The 19,918-nt window shown below is 35.3% G+C and carries 16 protein-coding genes; 5 read left to right on the forward strand and 11 right to left on the reverse strand.

Going from position 1 to position 19,918, the window contains the following annotated elements:
- Positions 1-391 precede the first annotated feature (391 nt).
- The 4 genes from CACET_RS15270 to CACET_RS15285 form a co-directional block, all read right to left on the reverse strand.
- Positions 392-1,138: a class I SAM-dependent methyltransferase gene (locus CACET_RS15270; RefSeq protein WP_044824404.1), complete on the reverse strand. Its 747-nt coding sequence runs from the start codon at positions 1,136-1,138 to the stop codon at positions 392-394.
- 69 nt (positions 1,139-1,207) lie between these two features.
- A complete protein-coding gene (locus CACET_RS15275) occupies positions 1,208-1,444 on the reverse strand; it encodes an ATP-binding cassette domain-containing protein (RefSeq protein ID WP_144414792.1) in 237 nt (78 codons plus the stop codon).
- 529 nt (positions 1,445-1,973) lie between these two features.
- Positions 1,974-3,458, reverse strand: coding sequence for a serine hydrolase domain-containing protein (locus CACET_RS15280; RefSeq protein WP_052661331.1), 1,485 nt, complete (start codon positions 3,456-3,458; stop codon positions 1,974-1,976).
- A 333-nt stretch (positions 3,459-3,791) separates the two neighbouring features.
- The gene (locus CACET_RS15285) at positions 3,792-4,421 is read right to left on the reverse strand and encodes a Vat family streptogramin A O-acetyltransferase (protein ID WP_044824402.1); all 630 of its coding nucleotides are present in this window, start codon (positions 4,419-4,421) and stop codon (positions 3,792-3,794) included.
- Between the two features lie 990 nt (positions 4,422-5,411).
- Between CACET_RS15285 and CACET_RS20250 the strand changes: the two genes are divergently transcribed.
- The 5 genes from CACET_RS20250 to CACET_RS15310 all read left to right on the forward strand — a co-directional run bounded on the left by CACET_RS20250 (position 5,412) and on the right by CACET_RS15310 (position 10,275).
- Positions 5,412-5,660 (forward strand): hypothetical protein, encoded by a 249-nt coding sequence (locus CACET_RS20250; protein ID WP_144414793.1) that lies wholly within the window; start codon positions 5,412-5,414, stop codon positions 5,658-5,660.
- Positions 5,661-5,817: 157 nt separating this feature from the next.
- On the forward strand, positions 5,818-6,516 hold the full coding sequence (locus tag CACET_RS15295; RefSeq protein WP_044824400.1) for a response regulator transcription factor: 699 nt from the start codon (positions 5,818-5,820) through the stop codon (positions 6,514-6,516).
- Positions 6,506-7,507 (forward strand): sensor histidine kinase, encoded by a 1,002-nt coding sequence (locus tag CACET_RS15300; protein WP_044824399.1) that lies wholly within the window; start codon positions 6,506-6,508, stop codon positions 7,505-7,507. Before CACET_RS15295 ends, CACET_RS15300 begins: the two co-directional genes overlap by 11 nt.
- Before the next feature lie 127 nt (positions 7,508-7,634).
- The gene (locus CACET_RS15305; RefSeq protein ID WP_044824398.1) at positions 7,635-8,393 is read left to right on the forward strand and encodes an ABC transporter ATP-binding protein; all 759 of its coding nucleotides are present in this window, start codon (positions 7,635-7,637) and stop codon (positions 8,391-8,393) included.
- A complete protein-coding gene (locus CACET_RS15310) occupies positions 8,380-10,275 on the forward strand; it encodes an FtsX-like permease family protein (RefSeq protein WP_044824397.1) in 1,896 nt (631 codons plus the stop codon). Before CACET_RS15305 ends, CACET_RS15310 begins: the two co-directional genes overlap by 14 nt.
- 172 nt (positions 10,276-10,447) lie before the next feature.
- Here CACET_RS15310 and CACET_RS15315 read toward each other — a convergent pair whose 3' ends face one another.
- The 7 genes from CACET_RS15315 to CACET_RS20575 form a co-directional block, all read right to left on the reverse strand.
- Entirely contained in the window at positions 10,448-11,581 is a 1,134-nt protein-coding gene (locus tag CACET_RS15315; protein ID WP_052661330.1) for an ABC transporter permease, read from the reverse strand.
- Positions 11,582-11,592: 11 nt separating this feature from the next.
- Positions 11,593-12,861 carry an ABC transporter permease subunit gene (locus CACET_RS15320; RefSeq protein ID WP_044824396.1) on the reverse strand — a complete coding sequence of 423 codons (1,269 nt, stop codon included), beginning with the start codon at positions 12,859-12,861 and terminating at the stop codon, positions 11,593-11,595.
- Positions 12,862-13,743 carry an ABC transporter ATP-binding protein gene (locus tag CACET_RS15325; protein ID WP_044824395.1) on the reverse strand — a complete coding sequence of 294 codons (882 nt, stop codon included), beginning with the start codon at positions 13,741-13,743 and terminating at the stop codon, positions 12,862-12,864.
- Between the two features lies 1 nt (position 13,744).
- Positions 13,745-14,506 (reverse strand): hypothetical protein, encoded by a 762-nt coding sequence (locus CACET_RS15330; protein ID WP_044824394.1) that lies wholly within the window; start codon positions 14,504-14,506, stop codon positions 13,745-13,747.
- A 2-nt stretch (positions 14,507-14,508) separates the two neighbouring features.
- Positions 14,509-15,054, reverse strand: a complete 546-nt coding sequence (locus tag CACET_RS15335; RefSeq protein WP_044824393.1) for an RNA polymerase sigma factor — start codon at positions 15,052-15,054, stop codon at positions 14,509-14,511.
- A 294-nt stretch (positions 15,055-15,348) separates the two neighbouring features.
- Positions 15,349-18,696, reverse strand: coding sequence for an InlB B-repeat-containing protein (locus CACET_RS19965; RefSeq protein WP_158386095.1), 3,348 nt, complete (start codon positions 18,694-18,696; stop codon positions 15,349-15,351).
- 944 nt (positions 18,697-19,640) lie between these two features.
- Positions 19,641-19,790 carry a hypothetical protein gene (locus CACET_RS20575; RefSeq protein WP_158386097.1) on the reverse strand — a complete coding sequence of 50 codons (150 nt, stop codon included), beginning with the start codon at positions 19,788-19,790 and terminating at the stop codon, positions 19,641-19,643.
- Positions 19,791-19,918 lie beyond the last annotated feature (128 nt).

Consider the following 19,918-nt stretch of genomic DNA (forward strand, 5'->3'; position numbering starts at 1 on the left):
AGGGAACTAAAGATTGTATAGTACTTTCTATACCTTTCTATAGTTCCCTATAACTTTTTGGGGAGAATTCTCTAATAACTTGTATATATACTAAAAATTTTCAAATTAGCTCTAAGAGACAATTTTAGAAAGTTTTATATTGCAATCATTAGCGTTAACTTAAGCCATAATTTGTCATCCTGAGTGGAGCAAAGCGGAGTCGAAGGATCTTAGTGTTAGTAAAATTCTTGGCTACTCCAAGATCCTTCGCTACCCTCAGGATGACAGTTCAAGAGAATTTTGGTAATAATTGTACTAAGTTAACGCCTATGATATTACAATAGTAAGTATCTCTCTGATGCTTACGCCGAGAGAACAAGACACACCACATGAGTTTTTCTTTTTATATCATTTATTTATCTCCTTGAACCATAAACATAGGTACAGAACGGTTAAGCAATAATCGTGGCTTATCATAAACTCTATCCGATACAATAATGCACTTTATGCTACCATATCCTACCTTCTCCATCGTTTTTAAATCCCAATCAGGTCGGATTTCAGAAGCCAGTGGTAAATTAACACGCCATCCCCTCGCTTTTTCAGCATCTTTATAGGATACTCTAGGTTCTCCATAGTTTTTTGTGTATTCTAAACTATCTTTTTCCCTCTGTGCTTTCAAAGATACATCTCTACAGTCACCTAACCAGTCTGCGTCAAAGACAAGAACACGTCCACCCTTTTTTAATAAACGTAGCCAATCTCTATAAGCACTTTGGGGACTAACAAGTGTCCAAACAACATTTCGACTAACAATCAAATCAAAACTCTCATCAGGGAATGTAACACAATGACTATCCATTACTCTAAACACCGGAGAAACTCCTGCTTTCTCAGCATTTTCTTTAGCACATTTAATCATATCTTCACTGGCATCAATTCCTACAACATCGTGTCCTGCTAGGGATAAAATAATAGAAAAAAATCCCGGACCAGTACCTACATCTAATATTTTCAATTTCCCTTCTTTAGGAGCATTTTCTAAAATAAGATTTGTCCAAATTTCCTTCTGACCATTATTTAACTCATCCTTAATAAATTCGCTATATCCTTCTGCAGATATTTTCCAACCTTCTTCTACTTTCTGTTTTAAGCTCATGATTATCTCCTTTTCTTTATAAGATTAATTGTCTGTAAATACACTTAATAAATAGGTATCCATTCAGAATTATCCATATTCATAAGCACTATAAGGCATTACATAAGGAATATTTTCCTCGTTTGTTATGATATTCGCATGAACACGATAAACTTCTCGTAGCAGTTTTGTAGTTATAATTTCATTTGGGGTGCCTTTTTTAAATACTTCTCCTTCCTTCAATACGATGATTTCATCTGCAAAACCAGCTGCAAGCTCCAACTGATGAAGGGTCACTAAAGTAGTGAATTGATTTGTAATGGTCAATTCTTTTAATGGTAATTGTAATCAATATCACAATATTTTATCTATAAGTGTTGACATAAGCTATTTCATGTTTTACCGTCCTATCTCTCTCTTGAAGAAAAACAGGATTAAGGGGTATAAAAATAAAAGACCACAAAAACTACCTATTACAGTAGCCTTCATGGCCTAATATGTCTTCATGACTATTTTTTGTTTTTTATAAACTTTTATTATATTCATTATTTATTGTAAATCATGGTTAATATTTTGTCAATAATCTACCCATTTTTATTTGACTGTACATAAGCTACTAAAATTCTACAAAGATAACCCTTCACAATAAATTTTATTGGTGTTTTTACCCCGAAGCTTTGCAGTTATAACACCACCTAATCCGTGCCTCTACATGTTTTAGCGTATTTTCTAAAATACCTTCAAAACTATTAAAATGCACTTCTAAATCCTTTAATAATAAAATAAAAATCATTAATATTGTAAGACATTTATATTTCTTTTTTTCAGTGTAGATTTACTAGCACATGAAGTTAAGTTATACACTTACTATTCCTCTTTTAGTAATAAATAGCTGAAAAATTCCTACTAACACTCTTATAAATATAGATGCAACTAATATTTTACCTATTCTAGGGCTTAAGAATGTTAATATTGGCACTAGGTGTATACTTAGCAAATAGGTGATGTACACTAAAGCTAGGCTAACAGCAGATTTTGCTAGAACCTGAGTTTTGTTTTTCAAATCAAGGATTCCTCTCTTACCCATTCTCAAAGCTTTATATAATTGGAGTAATACCAGTACAGACCATAATATTAAAACTAAGGATATTGAATATATAGTAGCATTTACTCTATGACTTAACTTATCAAGGGCACGTTTGTCTTGAAATACTTTATAATACCAAGAATTCAACACTTCATTAATTAAATATGTACCATTATCACCATTAGTTAATATCACAACTCCATCTCCGGTATTAGGTGCTAGTGAGAAATTTGCTTTCCAACCCTTGTTACCCCCATCATGAGCAACTAAAGGTCTGTTATTTTTATCAATGCTAACAAAGTGACCTAATGCTGTAGTTTCATAGATAAATCCTTCTAACCCTCCAACTTCTAATACAGGGCTATACATCTCTCGAATCATCTCCTGTCTTAAGAAATTATCTTCTTTATAATTACTTATTGCTGTAATTACAAATTTGCTCATATCCTCAATGGTTGTATAAAACCCTGCTGCGGCCTTTTCTATAAACAAATAGTTTGGCAGTAACTCTGAGTTTTTATTGTAAGGCTTAGCAGTTCTATTTTCAAGCATCTCTATCCATTTAAAACTACTGTCCTCCATTCCTAAAGGTGTAAGTACTGTTTCATCCATATAAGTAACAAAGTCTTTGCCAGTTACTTCTTCTATTAACAGTTGTAGCAAATTATATCCTCCACCAGAATAAAAATATCTGCTTCCTGGTTCATAAATCAATTCAACTGGCTGACTACCTCCACCAATTCCACTAAGAGATTCTTCTAAAGATGGTAGCTTATTAGATGGTTCATATCCCGGATAACCTCCTCCTCTGGATAGTCCTGCTGTATGACTTAACAACCTTCTGATAGTAACGTCATTTTTGTTATATGTCGACTCAGGAATTTGCCATCTTCTTATATATTTTTCGATGGGATCATCCAAGTTTAATATATCATCTTCTACGAGTTTCATTATTCCAAGAGCAGTAACTGATTTTGAGATAGATGCCACTTGGTAAACTGTATCTTTATGTATTTCAATTTTTTCTTCAATATCCGCATACCCAAAAGTACCTATCCATCTGAGTTCACCATTTTCTATTAATGCTATTGATGCTCCAGGTATATTGTATTTTTTTAATAAAATAGGAGTTTTTGTTTCCAAATTTTCAATTATACTGTAAATATCTTGGTTTTTTGTTAAATTGTTATAGTCTAGAAGAAGTGGAATAATCAACACAATTAAAAATGATACGAAAATCATCAGCTTCCTCATATCTTAGCCTCCACACAAGTATTTGTCCTAATACAAAAGAATATTTTTCTACTTCTAGTTATCACATAATACTATATATTACAAATAGTATATCATAAAAATATTTACTGATTTTAACTCATTACTAATATATTTCTATCGGTACATTAGCACCAAATACGAAGATGAAAACCATTTAGAAAAAAACACGTTCCCTGGCATTTTGAAATGTCTCTAGAAATGCCCCCTATTACCTTTAATACGACCCATTTATCATCAAATTCCTTTAACGGAAATACTATACTGATAAGTTTAATCTATGACGTAGCGTAAATATCAACTTATATAAAGATGTTACTTCAATTGAGCTAAACCAAATTCTGATGTTAACATTTCAAGATTATCAATTATCTTTTCTTCGTCCCAGTTCCACCATTTAAGCTCTAACAACAGTTCAATTTTTTCATCACTAAAACGTTTTTTAATAAATTTTGCTGGATTCCCACCATATATTGTATATGGTTCAACATTTTTTACTACAGTTGAGTTAGCAGCAATAATGGCACCATCACCTACTTTAACCCCCGGCATAATAGTAACATTTTGACCTATCCATACATCATTACCAACTACAGTATCACCCTTAAATGGTAACTCTTCTATTGTTGGAGTCACCTTTTCCCAACCACCTCCAAAGATATTAAAGGGGTAGGTTGTTATGCCTTCCATCCTATGATTTGCTCCATTCATAATGAATCTAACGCCTTCTGCTATTGCACAGAATTTACCTATGATTAGCTTATCTCCTAAAAACTCATAATGATGCTCTATATTATCATAAAATTTTTCAGGAGACTTTTTATTATCATTATAATAAGTATATTCTCCAATTTCTACGTTGGGCCGTTTAGGCAAATTACTTATAAAGCAAATAGTTTTTATATTTTCTTTTGGATATAACTTTTTCTTATCTGGTCCAGTCATATAATCTTGCTCCTTTCAAGCTTTTTATCCAATTCTAAATTCTGTTTCATATTTTTATTTGAAAAGATTTGAAAAAGATATTGTATTTAATAAATTAAATGCCCTATCTTATTAGCTTCCTCAGTAAACCAAATTCCACTTTCTTGTGCAAGTACAATACCATAAGGTCCTGATTTAGGCGATAGTAAGGTGTATTCATCTATTCTTACATTCATATCATTAGCGTTAACTTAAGCCATAATTTGTCATCCTGAGTGGAGCAAAGCGGAGTCAAAGGATCTTAGTGTTAGTAAAATTCTTGGCTACTCCAAGATCCTTCTCTACCCTCAGGATGACAGTTCAAGAGAATTTTGGTAATAATTGCACTAAGTTAACGCCTATGACATTCATATATTAATCACTCCTTCAAAGTATTTAAAGGTAAACAAAAAAACCATCCTAGTTCAAAAGCTTTGGAAGGTTTATAAGTATCGTAATATAAATTAAGTTTATCACAAAGAAAGCTGTTTCAAACAAAAACAACTAATAATTTCTCAATGAATGTAACTAAAACGACACTATAATAATCCTATCCAAAACTAATGTAGCAGTTTTTGGTAATCTAAATAGCTATCTTGTATATAAGTAACTAAAGATGTTCTAACTTTACCAATACTACTTTTATTATTTTATAATGGATAAGATTATTTGATCATTTTAGCTAATCACCTCCGAATAATTTTAACTAGATTATAGCATTGCAAATATTTCATGTCAATGACTCACTTTTAAATTAAACGTTCCCTTGGTCCTCTAATGGCCTTCAGACAACACTAAGGACACAATTCAGATAAAACGCAGGTAGCTTTATTGGTTATTAACCAGACTTTGAATAGAGCAGAAACAATCACACCGAAAATCTGCTTCAAATGCAGTAATATAAGGTGTTTTAAGCATAAAAATATTTTGATTTTTGTTTTAGTTTTCATAAAAATTTGGTATAATAAATACATGAAAAACGAGATAAATCAAGCTGTTTCAGCCCATCAGCAGACTCTCTTCAATGAAACTGAAGCATTGGATGCAGTAAAACCCTCTGGGAGGAAATTTCCTGTTGAAGTTATAGAGGACAAACTGCCTGAAGAGGAGCAAATTTGTGATGTTTGCGGTAACCACCCTCATGAAATCAGCGTGGAAATCACAAGAGAACTTGAAATAATTCCTCTACAGGTAAAGGTTTTTGATTTACAGTATTATTGAAACTTACAAAACAAATAATTTTAAGCCATTTGAATATATGACTTATTTACTGAAAATACTTCCAAATGTAGATGTCAATGTTCAGAGTGTGCTGGATTTCCGGAACAATATGTTCGCTTGTACCATTTAATTTTTTGTTGAGAGGAGTGTTAAAGGATTGACATATAAAATAATGATAGTTGAAGATGATAACGATATAGCCGAGCTTTTATCGGCTCATTTATCTAAATTTGGTTTTGTGGTTTATCGCTGCAAAAAATTTTCAAATATTTTGAGTGAGTTTGAAAAGGAACAACCACATCTCGTTCTCCTTGATGTAAATTTGCCATCTTTTGATGGTTTTTATTGGTGTGCGAAGCTACGCACAAAATCTTCATGCCCAATATTGTTTTTGTCTTCTCGAAACTCCGATTCTGATCAGGTATTTGCCATTTCAAACGGAGGAGATGACTATATCACAAAGCCGTTTTCCTTTGAGGTGGTTACTGCAAAAGTCAATGCACAGCTTCGTCGGGTTTACGGTGAATATGCAAATGCCACTGTGGACGAGCTTGCTTGCGGTGATTGTTATTTTTCCCGAAGCAAACTTCTGCTGAAATGTGGTAACAATTCAGCAGAACTATCAAAAACTGAGGCTGAAATTGTTCGTTTGATGTTTGCAGCCTTTCCAAGAGTCATTTCTCGTGAGGAGTTGCTCAGCGAAATATGGGATGACGAAAATTTTGTAGAAGAAAACACGCTAAATGTTTCAATCAGTCGTATTCGCAAACGTCTGGAGAGCATCGGCTCAAAGCTTATAATCAAGTCTGTACGTGGGCTTGGTTATCGTATAGGAGATAAGAGCGATGACGCATAAAAAACATCTAACTATGTTTTTAGTCGACCACCTTTGGATTATCCTTTTATTCGTTGTTGCACCTGTAGGATTTATGCTCTTATACTTGCTCCTCTCCGATGCACCAACACAAGATGCGCTGTATTATATTTTCCTCTCCCTAGTTATTCTTTTTAGTTTTCTTGCCTATCGACTTTATTCCACTTGGAATTTGTACGAGCTGTTTTGCTCAGATAAAAAAGACATTAATGAATTTATTATAAGTGAGCCGAAAAGCAATGATGAAAAGCGATACAAAAAGCTGATAAGCAAAATTAGACAAATATATTTAAATGATATGCGCCAGCTTGAAGAAGAACGAAAATCTCATCGTCTTATGATTTATCGTTGGGTACATCAGCTCAAAACTCCGCTTTCAGTTATTCATCTGATTGCTGAAAATCAAAAAACTGACGAAGACTATAATAAAATCTTACATCTTGCAAGAAAAATTCAATATGACCTTAACCAAGTGCTTGATTTATACAAATTAGAAGCGATTGAAAATAACTTTCACGCTGAAAGAGTCAATCTTTATGATATGTCAAAGGACTGCATCAACGAGTTAAAAAGTATATTTATTGAGCGTGAAGTTTACCCGAAGCTTGATATCGACAAAGAGCTTTTTGTTTACACAGATTACAAGTGGATCAAATTTGTTCTATATCAACTTCTAACTAATGCTGTTAAGTACAGTGATAATGGCAAATCCGTTGTTGTTTTCGCCACCAAAACAGATGGCTTAATTTCACTTTGTGTCAAAGATAGGGGTTGCGGTATCGAAAAAAGCGATTTGAGCCGTATATTTAATTTATACTTCACAGGAAACAATGGCAGGCACCGCGAAGAGTCCAGCGGGCTGGGCCTATATATGGTTAAGCAAATCCTTGACTATTTGGGACATAGCATTTCTGTAGAATCAACACCATCGATTGGTAGTGTTTTTACCGTCAATTTTAATGTTGTTGAATAATAATTGTATCGAGAAAGATTACAAAACTGTCACCTTCAGTAATCTTTCTCGATTTTTATTTTTTCTGTTTTTTCATATAATAAAAACAAGAATACAATAAAAACAAGAATACAAGGAGGACTTAAAAATGTCAATTATGAAAGCAGAACACCTCGGAAAAATATATGAGGGTAAAGTTTCCTATACAGCACTGACTGATATAAACTTTGAAATAGAAGCAGGTGAATTTATTGCTATTATGGGACCTTCTGGAAGCGGTAAAAGCACCTTGCTTAATGTCATCTCAACGATTGACTATCCCACAAGCGGAGGCGTTTTAATTGGCGGAGCAAACCCACATAAAATGAATGATAGCCAGCTTGCGAGTTTTCGCAGAAATACCCTTGGCTTTATCTTTCAGGATTATAACCTTGTCACGACACTCACCGTCGGCGAAAATATTATGCTACCACTTACACTTGAGGGTGTGGCTGTTGCCGAGATGAAAAAAAGAACAGATGCAGTTTCAAAGCTTCTTGGAATTGAAATGTTGCTTAACAAACGCACCTTTGAAATATCAGGTGGACAAGCACAACGTACTGCTATTGCCAGAGCAGTTGTAACAAGTCCCCTATTACTTCTTGCCGATGAACCGACAGGAAACCTTGACTCCAAGACCTCTAAGGATGTTATGGAACTATTTTCAATGCTCAATACAAAACAAAACGCAACGATTTTGATGGTTACTCACGACGCATATGTCGCAAGCTACTGCAAGCGGGTGCTTATTATCAAAGATGGCAGATTGTATCAGGAAATTGTTTCCGGAGACAATCGCATAGCATTTCGCCAAAAAATCGTTGATGCAATGAGCCTACTAGGAGGTGAAGGTCGTGACCTTATTTAATTTTGCTGTGAAAAATATCAGCCGTGATAAGCGAAACTACATCTACTATTTTGTAAATTGTGTGTTTTCGGTATTTGTGTTTTTCCTTTTTTCGGTGTTATCATTTCATCCAGCCTTGAGCGTTATCGATAAAAACAGCTCAATGGCTTTGATTCTAATTCTTGGTCAGTTTATCTCGGTTACATTTACAATATGCTTCATCTCTTATTCCGTCAGAGGCTTTTTGAAAGCAAGAAGTAAACAGTTTGGATTGATTACCATTATGGGAGCATCTAAGAAGCAACTAAATAAGCTGATTTTCACTGAGAATATGGTGATTGGGTATGCTTCGATTATTACAGGCATACTTTTGGGTTTGATTTTCTCAAAGCTATTTTTAATTGTTGCAGGAAAAATAATCGGAGTAAGTGACTTCAACTTTTATTTACCCCTGAGGGCAATGCTTTTAACGATGTTTGTTCTTGGGCTTGTGTTTTTAGGGATTGCATACTTCACCCCCAAATTTATCCGCAAAAAAGAAATTGTACAGCTGATTAAAGCTGAAGTTGTCGGAGAAAAACGACCAAAGCTGCTCCTTGCAACTCTTTCTTTCGCAATACTGTTCACAGGTGTGGTTTGGATTTTTTTAGGCAAATCTCCACTTGCAGCATCACTGCGTGACAACACTATTACACTTATTCCGCTTACTATTACAGTGGTGCTGGGAACCTACCTGCTCTTTGCATATGGGCTTCGATTGCTAGTTTGGGCAAACAATAGGACTAATGATAAGCTTAGACTGCTATACGGCGGTGACATGAATAATAAGCTAAGGACAAACTCACAGAGTATGACGGTCACCGCCATTTTATATGCCATTTCCTTCTTTGCCATCATCATTTTACTTTCAATGTCATCCAATGTAAGGAGCCAAACCATAAAAATTATGCCCTATCCCATCACTTATAATGTAAGAAGCGAAAATGTAAATCCAACAAAAGACTTGGCTATGATTGAAAAAGAACTTGGCACTCTTGGTAGTTACGATAAACTTAATTTTAGTTTTCATAATGCTAAAGACGGTTCCATAAGAGATTCAATCATGCCCCTGAGTAAATACAACGAAATTATGCAGTTTTTAGGCAGGGAGGCAATATCTGTTAACAAGGGCGAAGTCTATCTTGTTTCAGGAAATGTCGGACAATCTGTACAATCCATTCCTGATGGATTGCAAGACTTCTTTTTAGAAAATAGATTGCATTTGAGTATTGTTGGAAACTCTGACGAAACAATCATGCTGTCTGGTTATGTCAATAGTGTTTGTGTTATCAGTGATGATGATTTTAATACTCTCGAGCCAAAACTCGCTGAAAGAGAAATTTATGCCTTCTATTATGATAACTGGGAAACGGACAGTGAAATACCACAGCGCATACAAACTGCTCTCAGGCTGGATGATGAGAGGAATGATATCAATGTTATTTTCGCATACGATTATTTCAGCTCAAGCCAGCTTCAAAACAATCTTACTCTGTATATCGGAGGCATCCTTTGCTTTACCTTTATTCTTGCAGTGGCAAGCTTTGTGTACTCACGACTTTATTCTGCACTTGATGTCGAAAGCAAGAAATACAGAAGTATTGTAAAAATAGGGCTATCAAAAAAGGAATTGTCAAAAGTAATCAATAACGAAGTTTCTTTGATATTGCTTGTGCCATTTGGGATTGCACTCATCTATTTGTGGTTTGGAATATTCGTCATGGAGCACTCCACCATAGTTTCTACTATCCCGACTGCTCTTATTAGCACAGCAGCACTTGTTTTTATTCAAACTATCTTTTGGCTTGGAGTTAGGGCAGCATACAAAAAAGCTTTCTTTAACAAAGTGTATGATGAAATTTAAGGAGAGTATAAAATTGACATAATTTGGGAGAGTAATGAGGCTTTATAGAGCTGGATTGTTTAAGAAAGCAATAGCAACAAATTTGGAGATGTCAAAGAATATAGTAAAGCATTTGGTAAATAAAAATTACCCACTGATATCTAGATAATATATCAGTGGGTAATTTTAAACTTTAATTAACAATATCTGCAATCTTTACTCGTTTCCACCTTATAATGATTAAGGTTAGTGCCAAGCTTATCAAACCAGCGTACGACATACCTCCAAAATACTGAGGGAGACTTATTTCCCCTAAACCTTGTATAAGATGCCTAATTAAAACGCTGAAAGTAAAAAATACTAATGGCACTTGAGTTGCAATCATTGTTATATAATTAGGTGCTAAGCTGGAGACAAAACTTACCATCAAAGCAATAACAAACCCAAGTGCATAGATCCCAAGAACTGTTAAAATAATATACTGTATAAAGGTGAAGTTGTACCAAAATACATAGCCATTAAAGATTGAAATTATATTAGCATTCAAAAACATTCCTGTATTATTTGTTGCATAAAGAAGGAAGAATACTACTAATTGTAGCGTTATGATGGTAAAAGATGCTATTAATGCTGCCAACACCTTCTTTTTAAATATATCTCTTCCAATTTTAGTTGTATATTGAAGATGATTCATATAATTTTTCTTATCTCTTAAATAGATGGGAGATAGCATAAACATCACACTCAATAGAATGATGATGGATACATACCTCATATAATCTCTATAATTTTCAAAAACCAATCTTGGAAATATTGACGTTATCATTCCTTCATCGACAACTTCATCGATTCTTTGCCTCTGCTGTTCATTAGTAGCTCCATAGATACTCCCCATGAATAGTTCCTTTTCTTCATAAAAATCTATTAAATTTGCCCTAGCTTGTAATTCCCAAAACACATCCAGACCTTCTTCAAACATTACATAACTGTTGAGTCTACTACCCATATCCATCGCAAGAAACTCTTCATAGCTACTTATACCAGCTTCTATAGCCAACTCATTTGTTTCAAGGTATTGGTCTGCTCTTTCTATCTCTTTTTCATAAACATCTTTAAAGTGTAGAAATTCTTCTTCATCCATAAACCTTCCATAATCCTCTAGCATTTGTAGACTTACATTATAGTGATCCAAGGCTGGCCTACCATTTGGAAAGTGATCTATATAAAAACCAGCAAAGAGAAAATATAAGATAAAACTCATGAGCATCATAATTACAATCATTTTTAATTCAAAAATCTTCTTTATCTCATTAAAAAGTATTCTCATAAATATCCTCCTTAGTAAATATCTTCTTTTTTAAACTTTCTAGCAGTCAAGTTCCCTATAATAAACAGTAATAAGGCCCATGTCCCTACTACAATAATTTCATAGTACTGAAACATGGAGAAGGGATTTCTACCCATAAACCAAGTAACTGGATTAAGTGCTAAATAAAAGGGAGTGAACCCTGGAACAAATATTAAGTTATTGCTCCTTGGCATCATATCAGGCAGAAGTAAAATTAATCCAAAGAGAATTCCAAAAACAAAAAATACAATATAGCTACTTTTTATAAAAATAGATAATATAAAGGTGATGGCAGTAAATAATATGCTACAAAGATAAATTAAGATAATCGAACTTATTAAATACTGCATAAAGGACATATTCCACCATGATATATAGGGAAAGTTATTTTCCCAGTTAAAATAATTACTTATCGGAACATGCCACAGTCCTTCATAGCTAAATATGGAGAAATAACCTATCAAAGTAATTCCTACAATAAAGGTTGTAACAATGATACTACTCCCTATTGAAACCAATAACTTGTCCCCAATTATATTTCTCCCTCTTTTTGAGCTGTAAACTACAAGATGGGTTTTGTTTTCAAATTCATAGTTCATTAGATAAGCTGTTATTAGGACAACGATGATCATTATTTGGAAAATCATCATTCGAAATATATTTCCAAACAATAGTGAATGCATTTGATAGATTTGTCCGATGAAAAACATATTTTTATGCTCATTATTTTCTAGTAGCTGATTTAATCTTTCTTCTAGTTGTACATAGTTGTTTCTAACGGTTTCAGCAGCAGTACCACTAATACCGTACATTTCTATCACACTTTCTGCAATTCCCATCATATTAATTGATGCATACGTTTCATCAATACTTCCTATTAGCTCAAGATAAGTCTCAAGAACCATTAATTGATGAAAATAGTCTAAATCCTCACTAGAATAAGAGGTATACAGTTCATAATTATACTTGACTTCTTCAAAAAAACTTCCCACATCGGTATAGGTTTCAGAGGTTTTATCATAAGTCATTTCATTCATCTTTCTCAGTTCATCCTCATAATAATCCTGAAAACTCTCTATCATTTCATCATTGATTTCATATCCCAACTCATCAACAAGCTTATTTAATACTGTAAGTTCATTATGGCTATAATTTTGGCCTAAGATTAAAAAGAAGTTGAAAGCTATAAATAGCACTCCCATTCCTATAATTACTGGAGAAGTTATCACCTTTCTAAATTCATGAATTTTTATATTCATTTATCCATTGTCCTTTTCTAATGTGTCATCATTGTATATATACAAAAATACATCTTCAAGATTTGGGGACACTGTTCTCCATGTAGAAATAGGTGCATCTTTAGATATAAATCTTATTTTCATTTTTCCTTCCTCTTGCTTCTCAGATAAAGATAGATATCTTTTTCTAAAGCTAGAAGCATCATGAAAATCAACTTCAGTTTCATATACCATTCCTTCTATGACTTTACAGATATTTCTTATACTATCTTTATAAAGCACCTCTTTATCTTTAATCATGATAATTTCATTGGCTATTGATTCAACATCAGATACGATATGAGTAGACAGAATCACAATTCTCTCCCTGGATAGGTCTGTTAGAAGATTTCTAAATCGCACCCTCTCCTTTGGATCTAGGCCTGCTGTTGGTTCGTCTAATATAAGGATTTTAGGATCATTTAGCATAGCCTGTGCTATTCCCACCCGTTGGATCATACCTCCTGAGAATTTTTTCATCTTTTTATTTGTTACATCTTCTAATGCAACAAGCTTTAAAAGCTCTTTCACCTTTTCTTTGGCTAATTTACTCTCTATTCCCTTTAGAGCTGCTAGATATAGCAAGTACTGCTCAGGGCTATAGTTTTTATAATATCCGAATTGCTGGGGCAAATAGCCTAGTATATCTCGATAGGCCTCCCCCCTTTTAAAAATGTCTTGAGCATCATAAAGTATTTCTCCCGCGCTCGGGGAAAGCAGTGTGGTTATCATTTTAATTAAAGTTGTCTTCCCCGCTCCATTAGGCGCTAATAGACCATATACACCATTTTGAAATTCAAGATTGATATTTCTAAGAGCAGAAAAGCTCCCAAAATTTTTACTAACATTGTGTATCGTCAACATTTTAAATCACTCCTCCTAAGTTTCTAGATAATATTAGTTTCTTTAGATTTTTTATATAGATATAAATGCAGCCAACTATTATTGCTAAATATACATATACTGGAATATTGATAAGCAACACATTATAAAATTCTCTACTGAAAACCATTAGCAGTAAATTGACTGATAGCCAACCTCCTACTAAAAAATGTTTTGTAAAAGGTTTGTTTATTTTTATCATTCCATATAAAAACATTACAGAGAATACAAATAAAGACGTTGTGGAAATCATGAATGCAGTTAAAAAGTCCAATTGCTGATAGATCATTGTTACTAGGTAAACTATCAGCGTATTAGCTACAATACTAAAAATGCTAAATACCAGCATTCTAAAAGCCGCTAATTGATATATATTGTACTTGCAAGTCATTTCAAGATCATAGGTATCATTAAACTTTGTGTTAACAAAGGATACCAAAGCCATAGCTAAATACAAAAGGGGCGAACTAATAAATACAAAGGTATATATGCTTCCCTCATTCCCCCATAGCTTTTCAACTGCTCCTATCGATAGAAATACTAAAATTGATACCGTGACAAAAATAGTAAAAGCTATTTCTGTTGCATCATGAAATAAATGTCTTAGCCCTATTCTCAGATACATATTTCTTAAATAGCCATAAAAGGATTCCTTTGGCTTGATTCCTTCATAAATAATCTTCTGAATTTGTGACTCTATCGTGGTCTCATCAGGAAAATCTATATCGAGTTTACGCTTTGCCATAGTTACCATTCCTCCAAATCTTTTTTTATTTTTCTTATGGCAGAATAATACTTTGTTTTAACTGTAGATTCAGGGACTTGAAGTATCTCTGATATCTCCTTAAAAGTGTAGTCCGCAAAAAGCTTAAGCCTTAAGACTTGCTGATTAGAGATATCTAGTTTGTTTGCTATTTCCATAACCTTTTCAACATCTTCCTTGTATTCTACCGATATAGTAAAATCCTCATCATCTTCAATATCGTAATCATCAATTAATGTTACTAGGGAATTGTATTTGTAGTACTTTGATCGATAATAGTCTACAATTCGATAAGTGGCTATTCTATATACCCATGTTCTAAAAGAAGCCTTTCTTTCGTCATAGTTATCGATGGATTGTAGTACCCGTATAAAAATTTCTTGGGTCAGATCCAAAGATAATTCTTTATTTAAGGTTTGTTTGTATACATAAGCATACATTTCTTTATAATACTTAGCTATAAGCTGATTTGCTGCAGTTTTATTTGATTTCAACCTAATCTGCTTTATCCACTGTAACTCTTCAGTCATCTCTCATGCCTCACTTCCATAGAGAAGAATTAGGAACTCCTCTTAACTGCCTCATAATTATATTCGTACTAGATTAATAAATAGTTTTACCTAATTGAAAGTTTTTTTATATATAATCCATTATCTATTTCTTTTCTTATTTCCAAATAAATAAAAAACCCCTGAAAATAGCGTAAACACGCCATTATCAAGGGTTTATACATTTATTTTCTTGTCAGCAGAGCGACGGTTTCCACATAGGTTTTGATAGAATCATGATAATATTTAATGGTTTCAACCTTGAATCAGGAATGATTAATTATTAATCAACTCTGCTTTTATTAATAGACTTCTTATTGCTGCTAATGATTCTGCATGTGTTAGTGTACCTTTAGGGTCTAAAATTCCATTGCCTTTACCACTGAAGATTCCAGCATCTACAGTTCTTCTTACATAGGCTGTTGCCCAATCGGATACTTCATTACTGTCTACAAATAAAGATAGTTTATCTTCACTATTATCAAGAATTTTAACGATGTCCATGGCTTTTGCATACATTGTCATGGCCTCTTCTCTGGTGATGGTTGCACCTGGCTTGAAGGTTCCATCAGGATAACCTTTAATGATACCCCAATCATTTGCTATTAGTACACTTGTCAAATGCTTATTCTTGGCAAGATCTGTAAACCTATTCTCTAAAGTATGTCCTTCTCTATATAGACCCAATGCTCTTACTATATACTCTGCAAATTCTGCTCTTGTAACTGCTTTGTCTGCTTTAAAATTTTGATAATCTACTAATACAAGCCTTGAAGCCATATCATTTACAATTGCTTCTGACCAATGTCCTTTAACTTCATCTATGAAGACTGGACTCCAAATGATTGAATAGGAAGAGTTTGTAAGTGAGTTTAGTCTTGAATATGTCTTACCATCCTTTTGGAATATTTCTGTTGGTATATGGCTATAGGAACTATTTGCATTAGATACAATGCCTGTTGTAATCTTGTTTTTATCTACACCATTAGGAATTTCAATTATGCGCTGAGCATAAGTATTAAATCTATTAATTTTAACCTCCTTAAAGGTGCCGTAATCAGTCGATGTCCTTGCTATAATTTCAAATTTTACAGGTTCAACTACGATCTCATGACCTAATGCTTTTGCTTGTTCTTTGAGCATTTCACTTTCTATGGATGATGTTTTATCAATATTTAATTCAATGTCAATAGTGTGTAAGCTATCTGAAGGTACCCCCATTAATTCTGCGATTTTTTCAATTGCGAAGTTTTGTGCATCTAAGTGGTATTGAACTTGTTCTTCTATTATCGAAACTCTAAAGTCGTTGTCTTCCAGATTTTTAACAATATCTCCCGTCAGTAAGACTCTAGTAATATCCCCTGGGGTTGTTATAGAAAAAGAAACTTCTTTGTTCGTTTGATTTTCTTTTGCATATTCTTCTATTAGGCTATTTATCTGCTGGGAATCTACTACTAACTTTATTTCTCTATTACCGTCTATTTCTGTTATGGTTTCTGTGGCAAGTTTCTGAACTTGGTCTTGAGTGGTTATAATAACTTCTTTGTTATTTGATAGTGGTGTTGAATCACCCCCACCTCCACCACCTGATGAATTTCTTGGTGGTGCTACTGATTCAGCACGGGTTACTGTTACTGTGTATGTCTTTATGCTGCCATCCTGTGCTGTCACCTCTACTTTTACAGTATTTTCGCCTGCGTTTAGATTGATTGCCTGTGATGGCTGCCCACTTCCCACTACATATCCGTCTACTATTACTGTTGCTCCAGCATCAGCTACTATCGGCGTTATTTTTATATTTGTCACGTTATTGGCCACGTTTGCCACATAGCTTGTTGTACCATAGTGAAATTCAGGCGAAAGAGTACCTTGGCTTAATATTAAACTGTTTAAATTTGCATTATATGATACCCATCTGGCATAAATATGCATATCTGTAGTTATCGTTTCTTCAAAATTAAATTCTGTTGTAAAGCTATTATCGGTATACCATCCATCAAAGGTGTATCCAGCTTTGGTTGGATCTAAAGGTCTTGTTGCTTTTTGGTTATACGCTACTGTTTGATTTCCTACTGAACTTCCTCCATTTACATTAAAGTATACTGTGTAGGTTGGCTTTGAAGCTACTGTTATATTTGCCGATAATGGGCTTGTTCTATTATTAAGTTTGTTTTCATTTAGTGTAATGGTTCCCACTCCAGCACTGCTGAGATTACCATATACCTCTGCTGTTACTATTGTTTCACTATTATTTACTTGTCCTATATTTAGGTTGCTGAAAACTCCACCTAAATTTATATCTGATTTATATACAGAACCTATTACTGTATCATTAGATATATTTAAAGTAAATATCTGATTAAAATCTTCTGTAAACTCTACATTGTTTGGACTAGCTATCATTGTAATACTATCTTGAGGTGTTAACCACTTTGCATAAAGGGTTCTATTTTCTGTAACTCGATCTACTCCAAAGTTCCATTGGTTGATTAGCCCTGGATCTTTGTACCACCCTCCAAAGTTAAAGCCTGCTTTTGTTGGGTCTGGATCTGGTCTTATGGCTTTTTGGTTGTAGTCTACTGTTTGGTTGGATACTAAACTTCCTCCAGCTATATCAAAACTTACTGTATATTGGTTAATATTCCATTTAGCATAGAGGGTGATGTCTTCTGTTACTACATCTGTTGCAAAGTTCCATTGGTTGATTAGCCCTATATCTTTGTACCATCCACTAAAGGTATAGCCTTCGCGAGTTGAATCGACTGGCGCGGTGATGACGCTACCAAAATCCTGGGTGGTACCAGCCACAGCTGAACCACCGACACTGTCAAAGCTCACGGTATAGCTGTTTATGCTGTACTGGGCGGTAATTATGGTGTTGGCAGTGATGTTACTGAAATCACTTGGGCTCCAGCCGGTAAAACTGTAGCCGGTGCGACTCGGGTTGGTCGGGGCGGTGGCACTGCTGCCGTGCTCCACGGTTTCGGTTTTCAACACTGTGCTATTCCAATCGACAAAGGTCACTGTATAGCTGTTGATGCTGTACTGGGCGGTGATTGTGGTGTCGGCAGTGATGTTACTGAAATCACTTGGGCTCCAGCCGGTAAAGCTGTAGCCGGTACGACTGGGGTTGGCCGGGGCGGTGGCACTGCTGCCCTCCTGGACGCTTTCGGTTTTCAACAGATTGCCATCCCAATCGACAAAATTGACGGTATGGCTTGGTGGAATGACCGTAACCACAAACGTTTCTACATTTATGTTACCTGCAGCATCCTCTACGTAAATGGCGATGGTGGAGGTGCCTATATTAGCCCCGGTGACGGTTACCGTACGAGCGGCGTCGCTACCGCCCAGTACCACATTGGCCAGCGGCACGGCGGTGGTATTGGATGAATCCCGGCTAACACTCAGGCTACCGGAGGTTGTCAGGTTGTCGCTTACGGTAAAGGGCAGCGCTCCGGTGTTTTGCCCAACAACGATCTCCTGATTGGTGATGGTGGAGATCGTGGGTGCCATGGTATCCACCAAAATGACCGATGTATCGGCCACACTGTTCAGGGTTAAAATCAGGTCGTTGCCTACTCTGTCCCTAATGGTGCCACCATTGGTCTGTAACTCGACCACGGCAATGCCATCCAGATCATTATCGCCTGCCTGAACGGAATGGCGAAAGACCAGCGTTAAGGTGCCGCTGCCGGCCAGGTAGCTGGCGTAGCGGGTGGTGCCGCCGATATCCAGACGGATGCGTGGCGTTCCCCCGGCTGTATTCACATTAAGATTTTCCGAGGCATTGATGATGAAGTCCAGTGAGAGTCCAGCCCTGTAAATGCCCGCGGCAGGCACAGAAACCGAGGCAACTTCGGGAGGCACATCATCCAGCACCGTCAGGGTAAAACTTTTCTCAAAGGTATTATCGTCGCTATCGGTGGTGCGGATCCGAACCGAGTAATCGCCCGGAGCCATGCTCGCTGCATTGTTGGCACGTAGTTGGCCGCCACTGATATTGAAGCTGGCGTTGTGACTATCGCCAGCACCGGCAACCAGTTGGTAGCTGTGGGTATCGCCATCATCCGGGTCGACGCTGCTTAAGGTGCCGACAACGGCATTGATGCCGCCACTTTGTGCAACACTACTGTTGCTCAGCAGGATATCAGTGGGCGGATTATTGCCATAAGGTGCTGGAGGGCTTGAAGCCTCCACAACTGATTGAAACAATGAAAGCGAAAAAACATAACTAATTATCAAAAACATAACTAATATGAACATTTTTTTTCTTAGCATTTCCTTCACTCCTTCACCTCAATATTGAAATTTTGTATACAAGTTCGTTTATATCCTTAATCTCTCACAATAATTGGTTGATCGCTTCATTATACATCCGTTCAATCGTTAAAAAATACTCTGGATTCAACATCGTTTGTCACACTCCCTTGGATTTTAATTTTATTGGATCTATTATGTTAATTCTACACAGTTCCTCAAAACCCCTCCATATTTCTACATTATTCCATCATACAAGTTTACCTTTAAAACATCGTGCTTCTCCACTTCATTAGGATCATTTTCATTTATACCTCCCTGTAGGAGGGGCAAACCGCAAAATCAATCAACTTTAAACCGTTATACCCAGAAAGGAGCATATTATAAAAAGCTCTCCCAAAATCGTCTCCAGAAAGGATAGTTTTAATCTCGTCAACAATTTTCTCAACATCCGCCATGGATAGACATGTGCTATTAATACTATTAATGGCATCACGAAATACATCAACGAAGATATTAGTATCTGCGTCAATTTTGCCTCTATAATTTTTGAGTGAAACATACTCGTATCCTATTCGTGTAAAAT

Source organism: Clostridium aceticum, assembly GCF_001042715.1.
Taxonomy (GTDB): Bacteria; Bacillota; Clostridia; order Peptostreptococcales; family Natronincolaceae; genus Andreesenella; species Andreesenella acetica.

Coding starts and splice junctions, on each gene's coding strand:
- CACET_RS15270 (WP_044824404.1), bottom strand. CDS start 1,138: ATGAGCTTAAAACAGAAAGTAGAAGAAGGTTGGAAAATATCTGCAGAA.
- CACET_RS15320 (WP_044824396.1), bottom strand. CDS start 12,861: ATGAATATAAAAATTCATGAATTTAGAAAGGTGATAACTTCTCCAGTA.
- CACET_RS15300 (WP_044824399.1), top strand. CDS start 6,506: ATGACGCATAAAAAACATCTAACTATGTTTTTAGTCGACCACCTTTGG.
- CACET_RS15315 (WP_052661330.1), bottom strand. CDS start 11,581: ATGAGAATACTTTTTAATGAGATAAAGAAGATTTTTGAATTAAAAATG.
- CACET_RS15280 (WP_052661331.1), bottom strand. CDS start 3,458: ATGAGGAAGCTGATGATTTTCGTATCATTTTTAATTGTGTTGATTATT.
- CACET_RS20575 (WP_158386097.1), bottom strand. CDS start 19,790: ATGGCGGATGTTGAGAAAATTGTTGACGAGATTAAAACTATCCTTTCT.
- CACET_RS15330 (WP_044824394.1), bottom strand. CDS start 14,506: ATGGCAAAGCGTAAACTCGATATAGATTTTCCTGATGAGACCACGATA.
- CACET_RS15285 (WP_044824402.1), bottom strand. CDS start 4,421: ATGACTGGACCAGATAAGAAAAAGTTATATCCAAAAGAAAATATAAAA.
- CACET_RS15335 (WP_044824393.1), bottom strand. CDS start 15,054: ATGACTGAAGAGTTACAGTGGATAAAGCAGATTAGGTTGAAATCAAAT.
- CACET_RS15305 (WP_044824398.1), top strand. CDS start 7,635: ATGTCAATTATGAAAGCAGAACACCTCGGAAAAATATATGAGGGTAAA.
- CACET_RS20250 (WP_144414793.1), top strand. CDS start 5,412: ATGAAAAACGAGATAAATCAAGCTGTTTCAGCCCATCAGCAGACTCTC.
- CACET_RS15325 (WP_044824395.1), bottom strand. CDS start 13,743: ATGTTGACGATACACAATGTTAGTAAAAATTTTGGGAGCTTTTCTGCT.